This window comes from Pseudomonas fluorescens (assembly GCF_000967965.1).
Classification (GTDB): domain Bacteria; phylum Pseudomonadota; class Gammaproteobacteria; order Pseudomonadales; family Pseudomonadaceae; genus Aquipseudomonas; species Aquipseudomonas grandcourensis.
Genome location: NZ_LACC01000034.1, coordinates 422 through 13,519 on the forward strand (window position 1 = coordinate 422; position 13,098 = coordinate 13,519).

3 protein-coding genes are annotated in these 13,098 nt (G+C 60.8%); 2 read left to right on the plus strand and 1 reads right to left on the minus strand.

The window, feature by feature from the left end:
* The coding region (locus VC35_RS24175) for a peroxidase family protein (RefSeq protein WP_404942373.1) at positions 1-9,341 on the minus strand (9,341 nt) is incomplete at its 3' end.
* Between the two features lie 673 nt (positions 9,342-10,014).
* On the opposite strand from VC35_RS24175, the gene VC35_RS24185 reads away from it, so the two are divergent.
* Entirely contained in the window at positions 10,015-11,751 is a 1,737-nt protein-coding gene (locus tag VC35_RS24185; RefSeq protein ID WP_046043039.1) for a type I secretion system permease/ATPase, read from the plus strand.
* 6 nt (positions 11,752-11,757) lie between these two features.
* Entirely contained in the window at positions 11,758-13,098 is a 1,341-nt protein-coding gene (locus tag VC35_RS24190; protein WP_046043040.1) for an HlyD family type I secretion periplasmic adaptor subunit, read from the plus strand.

The window sequence follows — 13,098 nt, forward strand, 5'->3', positions numbered from 1 at the left end:
CCTCCGCTGGCCACGTCGTTGCCTGCCGTGCCGACCCATATGTCGCCACCGGTGGTACCGACAAACACTGCACCGACGGCTACCGGGGCCGTGGCGTCGGACGTAACGCTTTCGGCCACACCGAAGTCATCCACATAACCGACCACCACGCGCACCTGATCACCGACCTGAGCCTGGCCAAGCGCAAACGTGCTGGCAGTGGCTCCGGCGATGTCGACAAAGGTGACCCCATTGGTCTCCTGCCACTGGAAGGTGAACTGCGGATTGCTGAGGCCATCGACATCGACGATGGTCGACAGGTCGGCGGTCAGCACCTCGTTCAGAAACGCAAACCCGAGGATGGCCGGCCCTGCGGTCGGTGCGTTGTTCGCCGACGAGTCGACGAACTCCAGCGTACCGTTGCCATCCTGATACACCGCCCGAACGCGGATGTTCAGACCGGCGACATCGTCCGCCACCAGGTAGGTGGCGCCGATCGCCCGCGATACTTCGCCGGCGGCGACAAAGGAGATGTCTTCAAAGACGCCCGAACCAGGGATGTTTTCGACCTGCCAGTAGTAAGCCACCGGACCGGTAACCGCGCCGGTTAGATTGGTCGCACTCACACTGTCCGCATCGCGTATCGACCGATCGCTGACGCGCAGCAGCTGGCCGGCGACGGGTGTATCGGTACGCGCACCGGAGGTAGCATCGAGGATCGCCAGACGCCCCACAGGACCGCTGTTCAAGGCGGTGCCAACGCCGGACGCCCGCGCCTGATCAGCGAACTGCAGACGCTCGATGCCCGTCAGGCGATCGACGCCATCACGCGCTGTCACCAGGTCGGTCACGATGACGGTGTTGCCATCGACAGCGACGCTGTACTCCGAAAAATTACCGGAGAACACCGCAGTGTCGAAGCTGTCAGTGCCGGTCAGAATCTCCCGCACGATGACCAGCTGGCCAGGGTTGTAAGTGCCGTTCAACATCGCTTGGACCATCGGCGCCATGCTGTCGAACGTGGCGATTTCCGCGCCAGTGCCATCAGCGTTCGCCCGTACGCTGATGCGTACGTTCAGCCACTTGTCACCGTCGATGATGTCGTCACCACCTCGACCTTCGATGAGGTCGCTACCGCTGCCACCGAGGATGATGTTGCCGCCGTCGTAGAACGTCGCGCCGACTGGCAACAGACCCGCCAGACCGTTGATCAGGCTGATATTGGTCAACACACTGCCGGTTGCACCCGCGGTGGGTAGCGATGTCGCATCTTCGTTATCACCGCGCAGGAAGTCACCGTGGGACGAGCCCGACAGACCTTCCATGATGTCGAAGCGCACCAGCGCCGAGGCACCCGAACCCGGCATCGGTGGAACATCGAAGAAGCGGTCGCTGTAATCGATGGTCACGCCCTGGGCGAGATCCTTGAAGGTCGCCCAGTCATAGCCCGAGCCGCCGATATAGCGGTCACCGAAGCCGAGACTGCCGACCATGATGTCGTCGCCGCCTTCGCCGTTGAACTTATCGTTCTCATTGCCACCGATAAATACATCGTGGCCAATGACCGGGTCGTTGCCCAGTGGATCGAAGTTGTCGCCAGGTGCACCGTCCGAGGTGCCCTTCTCGATCCAGTCGTCGCCTTCGTTACCCATGTCCTGTTCGTTGGCTTTGCTGCCCAGGATGAAGTCGTTGCCCTGACCACCAATGGCCTCGGAGGCGTCCTCACCGGTCACGATGAAGTCGCTGCCGAACCCGCCAATGATCAGATTGACGCCGTTGCCACCGTGCAACACGTCGTTGCCGTCGCCACCCTGGATGTTATCGTCGCCGCCGGTGTCGGTGATGATGTCGTCACCGGCACCACCGCGCAGCTGGTCGTTGCCGTCACCGCCATCGATGCGATCGTTGCCGGCATCACCCCAGACCGTGTCATCGCCTTCACTGGAGATGAGAATGTCTGCGTTGTCTGTGCCCCCCAGCACGATGTGCTCGGCACCGTTGTAGCGGATGTAGTTGGTGTCCGCCCCCACGGTCAGCGGGTTGTCGCGGAACACCACCTGCTCGCCGTTCGGGCCGAGCGGATCGGCGGCGAGCAGGCCTTCGTTGAATTGCTTGCCCGGGTCTACTTCCAGATAGAACCCAGGGTCCGAGAACACCAGGCCTGGCAAGTGCGTGGCCGAGGTGTTGGCCATGATCAGCTTGGCGAACGAGTTGCTTTCAAGTTCGGCATTCATGGACAGGCCAGAGGTACGCTCCAGGTAGTAGAAGCGGTCGCCGTCCTGCAGTTTTTCCAGCTGGTTCTCGAACACGAAGTTGAAGGTCGTGCCGAGCATGCCGCCGAACGGGGTTTTCTGTTCGGCCAGGCCGCCGATCCAGAGATCGATGGCATCGACGCCCGTGGTCGTCACGTTCCTCAGGTCGTCGGTAGTACCCAGCACCCCATCGCTGCCGGGCAGCGTTACGTTGGCAAAGTCACCGGTGCTGTTGAGGAAGGCCAAACGCTCAGCGTCAGCCGGCGCACCCACGCCACCGAAGACCAGCGCCAGGGCTGCAGCGCGTTTGCCTTCAAGCGTGGTCGCCGCCGTGATCGTGTCATGCGTGCCATAGGCCGCGATGAAGTTGATCAACGACTCCGGATGCTTGAGGTGCTGCAACAGGTCGATCCAGCTGGAGTACGGCTTGAGTTGGGTATCACCGGTTTGGCTGTAGATGTCGCGGCGGATCGCATTGAGTGAGGGAATCCCCACGTCGCGGCCACGGGCGATGTTGAGCGCCGGCAGGTCGAGCGGCAAGCCAAGCAGGTTATTGCGCAGCGCCTCGGTGACGAACTCGTCGATTTCGTTACCGGCTTGCCGAGTCACCCCACGAATGATCGCACTGGTCGCATCCTCTGGCGACACGCCACTGGCGGCGTACGCCAACGGGTTGAGGAACGCTGCGATCAAGCCCATTTGTTGATCGGGATTAGTAACGCTGGCCCCCACCACGTTGAAGTCGATATCGAAGCGATCGACGGTCTCGGTCAGCATCGAGTGGCCAAACCGGTACACGGTGTGGGCGAACTCGGCGACGATCGAGGCATCGAGGTCGACGTCATAGACCTGGGTCGGTGCAAAAAACAGGTCGACTCGGGGCTGGATGGTCCGCGCAAACTCCTCGAACACCAGGTGCTGATACTGCATTTCAGTACCGAACTTGGCAGCCTGGAACAAGCGCTCGCCATTCCACTGCAGCGCATCGAACTCAGTCTGGTTGGTTGGCAATGCGGCCACCGGAGTGAGCAGCCACTCGTTGAGGAAGGCCACGTCACCCGAATCGAGCACGGTATCCTTGGTTTGCTGGACCAGGCGGTTGTGCTCGGAGTGGAAGATCGCATGCACCGCGGTCAGGCCGATGTTCTCGTTGACCCGGCCGTCGCCAGCGATGTAGTGCGCATCCAGCAGCTCGTTGTCGTAGGAGCCCGGCGCAGGTGTACCACCCACGATATCGTCCGCATCGGGCGTGAGCGCTGCACCGGTCTGGCCGTCCACCGGCACTGCATTGTGGTTAACGTCGATGAGGAACTGGTGACCGGTGCGCACAGCATTGGTCAGGTCAATGGGAGCAGCCCGGTTGCCTTCGACCAGTTGAGTGACGTCATCAGCTGTCCCGGCAATGCCATCAACACCGTTACCGATGCGGATCACCACCTGCGGCATGCCACTCGGCCCCTTGATGAAATTGCCGTAGGCGTCGGTCGCCAGCAATGGCACGTTGTCGAAATCGGCATCCGTGAGATTGATGCCGAGCAGATCATGGGCTTGCGCCTTGACTACCTTCCAGGTGGCCATGCCGCCGATCTCGACATCGTCGATAGTGCCGAACTCGCCATCGGCGCCCAGATCACGATTGGTGATCAGCTTGCCGGTGGCCACCGGATCGCCAGCTGCGTTGAGCCCATAGGCACGCAGGAACACCTGGTGCGACGGGTGCGAGCTATAGGTCTGGTTCTGGTCCACGAATGGCGTGGTGGTGTTGGTTTGCTCATGGATGTCGTCACCAGTGCCGAGAACCCCATCCGCCCCTGGCAGGTTGGTCGCGCGGGTCAGCACCATGAAGTTGGCACTGCCGCCTGGCACAAACAACGGATCATCCTCGTTCAGCGGGATGAAGACGGTGCCCGAACCGCCTTTGGTGACCAGGTCCAGGCCATGATCGAAGAACTGTCCGAAGAAGGTCATCCATGCGTTGAACGGCGCGGACAATCCCGCGTCCGCCGCGACGTTCTCGAAAAAGTACACATCGTGATCATCGGGGGTACCGAACTGACCATCCAGGCCGGGGCTGGCGACAATCCGTACGCCATCCTTGAGGACGTCGTCATTACCCACACCCACCACGCCGAAGTTGAGCACACCGTCCAGGCCCGGGTCGAAAGCCGTGGCATAGGCCGCCGGGTTGTTCGACGTCTGATCGACGATCAGGTTACTGATGGTGCGTGGTTGCGAGTCAAACACATTGCCGCTGTTCTGCGCATACGACGATCCAGCGATAGCCGGCGAGCCGGGGCCGAAGAAGCCGGCAGCAACACCTTCCGCCGGATTGAAGACCGGATCGGTCAATCGCGGAAAGACGTTATCGGCGGCACCAAACTCGGTGTGGTTGTTGCCGTTGAGGTTCATCAGGTTGTTGTTCGACCCGTCGACCGCACGCAGGCCCAACGGCGCGCGGATGTTCGGGATCAGCGAGAGGATGTCCTGACCGCCCGCCTCAGCCTCGGCAATCTTGATCTGGTCAAGAATGAAGTTGAGGTCGGAGCGGACCATGTGCAGGCCCGCGCCACCTGCGGTGGCATCGACTACAGGTACCTGCGCCGTTGGTATAACCGGTGCACCGGCGGCGATGGTAGCCGTCGGCGTGGAGAAAAGGATCTCCGTGGTACCGTGACCGTCCTGATAGATCGCCTTGACCCGCAACGACAACCCGGCGAGGTCAGGAGAGACCTTGAACGCGGTGCCGTCGGCGCTTTGGAACGCCAGGTCGCCAGCTGGCAACAGGATAATGTCCTCGAATACGCCGCTGCCTGGCGTTGCCTCGAACTGCCAGATGTAGGACACAGAGGAGTTGGTAATCAAGCCCAGCGGATTACCCGCCGCGATATTGTTGCCATCGCGCACCCCGGCCACGCTGACCGTCAGTGTGTCGCCCACCGTGATCGCGCCGCCGTTGCCATCCGTGACGGTCGGGCTGCCAGTTGGTTGGGCATTGAGTCCGTCCACCAGCACTATCTGGTTATCGGCGAACTGCAGGCGTTCGATATGCAGCAGGGTATCGGTGCCGTCGCGGCCCGCTACGCTATCTATCACTGTATAGACATCGTCCGCCAAATCGTCCGCCGTGCCGCGGTCGTCAACAATAACCGTATACTCGCCCAGAAGCCCGGAGTAGATGGCGGTGTCGAAGGCCGCCCCGCCCGTCGAGGTGCCGGGCATGATTTCCCGCACGGCCTTGAGCTGACCCGGGTTATAGGTGCGATCCAGCATGAACGGGATCATATCGACCATGCTGTCGAAGGAGGCGATTTCGGGGCCGGTATGGTTGACATCACCAGGGGCGTAAACCGCAATCCTGACGTTGATCCATTTGTCGCCATCGATCAGATCATCGCCGCCGCGGCCCTCTATCAGGTCACTGCCATTGCCGCCGAGAATGATGTTGCCAGTGGCAAAGCCGGTGACCGGTAATCCGGCATCGGCCAGGAACTGGTCCAGACCGCGGATCAACGCGACATTGGTCAGTGCACTGCCCGTGGCACCACCGTGGTTGACAATAGTGACCGCATCGACATCATCGCCTTTGAGCACATCACCGAAACTCGAACCGGACAAGCCTTCGACTTCGGCAAAACGGTCAAGGATCGAGGCAGGCGAGGCACCGACCGGATTGAACACCCCGGCATTCTGGTTTGGCGCATTGCCATGTGGCTGCGCCAGCGCGGCCAGGGTCAGGTCAACGGTCACGCCGACCTTGTCATTCTTGTAGGTCACCCAGTCGAAACCGGACATGCCGTCCATCTTGTCCTGGGCATCGCTGCCGACGAAGATGTCGTCGCCACCCTCGCCGATCATTTCGTCGAAGCCGCCACCACCGGTAAAGATGTCGTTGCCGATCACATCGTCATTGAGCAACGGCGAGAAGTTATCGCCAGGCGCACCGTCCTGGGCGCCCTTCTCGATCCAGTCATCACCTTCGTTGCCGGTAGGTGGCAGGTTGGTCTTGGCGCCGAGGATGAAGTCGTCACCCTGACCGCCGAAGGTGGTGGTGATGTCTTCCGTGGTGATAATGAAGTCCTGGCCATCGCCGCCAAGGATCAGGTTGCCTGCAACAAGCATGCTGCCGGCCACGATCACATCGTTACCGGCATTACCCTCCAGGCGGTTATCGCCGAACGAGTCGCTGATGATGTCATCACCCGCGCCGCCCAGTACCGCATCGTTCCCGGCACCGCCTTCGAGGCGGTCGTTGCCGGCATCGCCGTAGATGGTGTCATCGCCGTCACCGGAGATGATGATGTCATTGCCGGCAGTGCCGCCCATGACGATATGGTCTTCACCGGTGTACTGCAGATAGTTGGTGTCCACACCGGGGGTGTCGGGGTTGTCACGGATCACCAGCGGCACGACTTCCACGCCGTTGATCATGATGCCGCCCGTCGGATCGGCACGGCTATCCAGGCCCAGGCCAGTGAACTGAGTGGCCTGATTCACTTCGAGGGTGAACGTCGGCGTCAGGAACACGGTGTTTGCCAGGTGGGTGACATCGGTGTTGAGCATGATCAGCTTGGCAAAGGAGTTGTTCTCAAGCTCAGTGCCGAAGTTCAGGCCCGCAGTACGCGACAGGTAGTAGAAGCGGTCGCCGTTCTGCAACGCCTCCATCTGGGTTTCAAACACGAAGTTGAACGTCGAGCCGAGCATGCCGCCGAACGGCATCTTCTGTTCGGCGAGGCCACCGACCCAGAAGTCGATGTCGTCCACACCGGTAGTGGTGACGCCATTGACCATGGCGTAGATGCCCGAACTGTTAAGGAATGCCAAGCGATCCGCTAAATCAGCGGTAAAGGTACGCTCGTTGACAGTGCCGGCATTGATCAACGCGCTGCCGCCAAATACCAGGGCAGCAGCGACCGCACGCATCTCGACCATCGTATCCACATCGGCTGCCGTCAATGCCCCGTGGGTACCGAAGGCCGCGATGAAGTTGACCAACGACTCGGGGTGCTTGAGGCTGTCTGCCAGGTCAGCCCAACTGATGTACGGCTTGAGTTGGCTGTCGCCGGTTGAGGCGTAGAACTCTCGCCGCGCCTCATTCAAGGTGGGGATGCCCGTGTCGCGACCACGCGCCAGGTTCAGGCTCGGCAAATCGAGCGGTAGACCGAGCAGGTTGTTGCGCAACGCTTCGGTGACGAACTCGTCGATCTCGTTGCCGACCTGGCGGGTCACACCGCGAATGATCGCTCCTGCCGCTTCATCCGCAGTCGTCCCGCTGCCGGCAAACGCCAGCGGATTGAGGAAGGCCGCAATCAGACCCAGTTGCGAGTCCGGGTTGGCCGGGTTAGTGAGGAGCGGATTGAACGCGGGGTCGAAGCGATCGACGGTCTCGGTCAACATCGAGTGACCGAAGCGGTACACCACGTGGGCGAACTCGGCGAGGATTGCCGGGTTGATCGAGGTGTCATAGCCACTGGGCGCAAGGAATCCGTCGACCTGCGGCTGAATGGTCCGCGCGAATTCCTCGAACACCAGGTGCTGGTACTGCATTTCGGTGCCGAACTTGGCGGCCTGGAACAGGCGTTCACCGTCCCACACCAACGCTGCGATCCCGGCGGGTGTAGTCGGTATCGCGGTCACATCGTCCACCAGCCACTGATTGAGGAAGGCCAGGTCGCCGGAAGCAAGGATGGTGTCCTTGGATTGCTGGACCAGGCGGTTGTGCTCGGAGTGGAACACATGGTGCACGGTGGTCAGGCCAATGTTCTCGTTCACCCGGCCGTCGCCGGCGATGTAGTGGGCGTCGAGCAGTTCGTTGTCATAGGTCGTGTTGTTGCCGGCTCCGTCAGTTGGCTGCGCATTGCCGATAGCGTCATCAACATCCGCCTGCAGAAGCCCATTGACGACGACTGGCGCGGCATTGTGGGCGATGTCGTCGAGGAAGCCATGCCCGGTGCTCACGGCGTTGGCCAGACTGATCGGAGCAGCCCGGTTGCCTTCGACCAGTTGAGTGACGTCATCAGCTGTCCCGGCAATGCCGTCAGCACCGTTACTGATGCGAATCACCACCTGCGGCATGCCGTTCGGCCCGCGGATGAAGTTGCCGTACGCATCGGTTGCCAGCAACGGCACGTTGTGTACATCGGCGTCAGTCAGGTCAATGCCGAGAATGTCATGAGCCTGGGCCTTGACCACCTTCCAGGTCGCCATGCCGCCATTTTCGCCGCTGCCATCATCGGCAGTGCCGAACCTGCCATCGACGCCGAGATCGCGATTGGTAACCAAACGTCCCGTTGCAACAGGATCGCCTGCTGCGTTGATCACGTACTCGCGCAGGAACACCTGATGCGACGGGTGCGAGCTGTAGGTCTGGCTCTGGTCAACAAACGGCGAGGTGGTGTTGGGCTGGCCATCATCGGCAGTGCCAAGTACTCCGTCCGCGCCAGCGGTATGCACCGCACGTGGCAGCACCATGAAGTTGGTCGGGCTGTTCAGTACGAACAACGGATCGTCCGGCTGCAGCGGAATAAATACGAAGTCGGTAGCGCTCTTGGTGACCAGGTCTAGACCGTGGTCGAAGAACTGGCCGAAGAAGGTCATCCACGAGTTGAAGCTGGCGGTCAGGCCGACGTCCGGCGACACGTTGGGCATGAAGAACACAGGCTTGTCATCGGTCGTGCCGAACACGCCATCCAGCCCGGGGCTGGTGACTACCTGTACGCCAGCCTTGAGTACATCGTCATTACCCGGCAAGCCGAAGTTGAGTACACCGTCCAGGCCCGGGTCGAACGCTGAGGCATAGGCCGCCGGGTTGTTGGCAGTCTGGTCGACGATCAGGTTACTGATAATCCGTGGTTGCGGATCGGTCACATCCCCTGGCACGGCGTATGCCGCCAGAAACGAGGGGTCAAGCAGGCGCGGGAAGGTATTGTCCGCGGCGCCAAACTCGCTCTGGCCGGTGACCAGGTTGTTGAAGCTGCCATCGACGGTACGCAGGCCGAATGGCACCTGAGAGTTGGGAAGCAAATCAATGAGGCTGGCGCCGTCGGCATTCGCTTCTGCGATGAAGATTTGCTTAAGGATGAACTCCAGGTCCGACTTGTTGAAATTGGCCATTTTGGATTGCCCTCGATCTATTTGGGTAAAGGCACGGGACGAGAAAACCCTCCCGCGCCAAGTCAAGTGCTGGCTTGCGCAGTTTGTTGATTAGGTTTTTTAGCGAGAGCTCTGGCGTTACCCGAGACCCGGGATACGCGCCTGGAATTCGCGAAATGAATTGCTCGCCGGGCGATCAGGCAGAGCGGATTCGAGCCCTGGGCGGGCCATGGAATCTGGAAGTGAAGGCAAACGTCCTGGAAAGCCCCTTCCCTCTGCAAAAGAACGAAATGATCGACATGATTCTGCTCCTCTCAGGAGAATCACCGCGCCTTGCACTGCCAAAGCGCTGGCAGGCTTCAGGCGGGCGGGCCCCCCGATAACTAAGACTAAAGTTCCATAGCAAATCTTTGTCAATATTACGTCGCTAAAACAGACGACTGGTGGTAGGCATCACAACTATCTGTTTTTAAAAGATATATAGAAAGTTGTGTGCTGGTATAGAGCAAAATGTTATTTCGAACTGTTTCGCCGCCACCTACGCTGCTGCATAAGGGAGCAACGCAGCTATTTCGGAAGACTCGCCATCCATAGAGCGACCAGCCTGCGTCTCCATAAGCTGTTTACAGGACTACATTTACTGTTAGCTGTTGCGCCCCAAGGGCAATCAGCTTTTCGCAGTGGGAGGACCAACATGCCCAAGCAGTCGAGCATCCGTTCCGAACTGGCAGACGCACTCTTTCGCCTGCGCCGCAGTTTTTATTCGCTGGCGGCGTTCAGCGGTGTCATAAACGTCATGATGTTGACGCCAGCTATTTATATGCTGCAGGTCTATGATCGAGCCCTGGTCAGTCGCAACGTCACGACGCTGGCGATGTTGACGGTCCTGGTGGTGGGTCTGTTCCTGCTGATGTCCACGCTGGAAATGGTCCGCACCCGCGTGCTGATCCGGGTCGGCAACTGCCTCGACATGGACCTCAACCGACGCATTTTCACCGCTGCATTCGAGCGCAACCTGGGCCGCGCCGGAGGTAACCCGGCCCAGGCCCTGCAAGACCTCGCCCAGGTCCGTCAGTTCGTCACCGGCAATTCCCTGTTCGCTTTCTTCGATGCACCGTGGACGCCGATCTACCTGCTGGTCGCCTATCTGATCCATCCACTGCTCGGACTGCTCACGCTGATCGGCTCGCTGATTCTGGTGGCCCTGGCCTGGCTCACCGAAAAGGCGACGCACAAGCCGCTGGCCGAAGCCAATCAGGCCGCCCTCTCCTCCGCCCAATTCGCCAACAACAACCTGCGCAACGCCGAGGTCATCGAGGCCATGGGCATGCTGCCGTCGATCAGCAAGCGCTGGTACCAAAGCCATTTGCGCATTCTGGAAATGCAGACCCTGGCCTCCGATCGTGCCGCCTTGATCAGCAGCATCGGGCGCTTCGTGCGGATCACTTTGCAGTCGCTGATTCTCGGCGCTGGCGCGCTGCTGGCGATCGACGGCAAGATCACCCCGGGGATGATGATTGCCTGCTCGATCCTCACCGGCCGCGCACTGGGTCCGGTGGAACAGGTCATCGCGTCGTGGAAGCAATTGCTCGGCTGCCGTTCGGCCTGGGGCCGGCTCAACGAGATGCTGCACGACTATCCGCGCCGGCCTCCGAGCATGTCGCTCCAGCGGCCAATGGGCATGCTGGCGGTGGAGAATGTGTATGCCGGCGCCCCCGGTACCAACAACACGATTCTGCGCGGCGTGAGTTTCAGCCTTGTCCCCGGCGAAAGCCTTGGCATTATCGGTCCATCCGCCTCGGGTAAATCCACCCTCGCCCGCCTGCTGGTTGGCGTCTGGCCGGCCCAGGCCGGCAAGGTGCGCCTGGACGGCGCAGACATATTCAACTGGAACAAGGGCGAACTTGGCCCCTGGCTCGGCTACCTGCCACAGGACGTGGAGCTGTTCGAGGGCAATATCGCCGACAACATTGCGCGCTTTGGCGAAGTGGACAGCGAAGCGGTCATCCGCGCCGCCAAGATCACTGGCGTGCACGAAATGATCCTGCGTTTTCCACAGGGTTATGACACCCGACTGGGCACCGATGGCAGCCCGTTATCCGGTGGCCAGAAGCAGCGCATCGCCTTGGCCCGCGCGCTGTATGGCGAGCCCAACCTGATCGTGCTGGACGAGCCGAACGCCAACCTCGACGACCTCGGCGAAAAGGCCTTGGTCGACGCCCTGGCCGAACTCAAGGGCCGTGGCGCCACCGTCATTCTGATTTCTCACCGTCCCAACGTACTCTGTGCCGTCGATAAGGTGCTGATGCTGCGCGACGGCGGCGTGCAGATGCTTGGCACGCGTGATGAAGTATTCGCAGCGCTGCGCAAGGCCAGTGTGATCCCTGCAGGCGCGTCAACTCCGCTGGCCTCTGTCAAAGCACGGGAGTGACCGATCATGCAAATGAGCCAACATACCGAGATGATTACAGCCGATTCCAGGAGCATGGTAGACCTGGACGTCGGCAAACCCGCGCGGTGGGGCGTGTGGCTGGTGCTTGCCGGCTTCGGCGGCTTCCTCCTGTGGTCCTGGCTGGCTCCGCTGGATGCCGGCGTGGTAGCGACAGGCACGGTCAAGGTCACCAACAATCGCAAAGCCGTGCAGCATCTGAGTGGCGGTACCGTGGAGGCCATTCTCGTTCGCGAAGGCGATCTGGTGACAAAAGGCCAGGAGGTGGTCCGTCTCGACTCGTTGCGTGCCACTGCCGAAGAGGGTGCAGTCAGCGCCCAGTACATCGTCAGCAAGACGGTGGAAAACCGCCTGGAAGCGGAGCGTGACGGCCGCGATGTGGTGAGCTTCGATCCGGAACTGCTCAAACGCTTCAAGGATGACCACCGCCTGGAAGCCGCCATGGACCTGCAACAGCGCCTGCTCGACACCCGGCGCGCCGGTCTCGCTGGCGAAATCAGCATCCTGCAGGAGAACCTGGCGGCGTCGGCCGTGCAGCTCAAGGGCCTGCAGCAGGTCTATAGCGCCCGCGCCTCGCAGATCAGTTTCCTCAACCAGGAACTGCAAGGCACCCGCGTGCTGACGGCCGAAGGCTATGTGCCGCGCAACCGCCTGCTTGAGCTGGAACGCAGCAATGCCGACCTCTCTGCCGGCCAGGCCGAGAACCTCAACAACATCGCCCGCGTGCGTAGCCAGACCACCGAAATCAAGCTGCGCATCCTGCAGCGCCAACACGATTACCTGAAGGAAGTCGAATCGCAGCTGACTGAAACCGCCAAGGAAAACACCACTCTGGCCGACCGCTTGCGCTCGCTCGACTATGAAGTGACCCACACGGTGATTCGTTCGCCGATCGATGGCATGGTCCAGGGCCTGAGCATTGCCACCGTTGGCGGGGTCATTCAGCCTGGCTTCAAGATCATGGAAGTCGTTCCGGTCAACGAACCGCTGCAGGTCGACGCGATGATTCCCGTGCAGGCCATCGACAAGATGGTCCCCGGCCTGACCGTGGATATTTCCTTCCCGGCTTTCAACCATGCCAAGACACCAAATATCCCCGGCCGCGTGAAGACCATTTCCGCCGACCGCTTGATGGACGAGGAAAGCAAGCAACCGTTCTATCTGGCTCAGGTGGAGGTCACGCCCGATGGCATGGGCCTGCTTGGCAGCAACCACATTCGCCCCGGCATGCCCGCCAGCGTCACCATCAAGACTGGCGAACGCAACATGATCAGCTATCTTCTCAAACCAATGCTCGATCGTGTGGACAGCTCATTCAAGGAACAATGA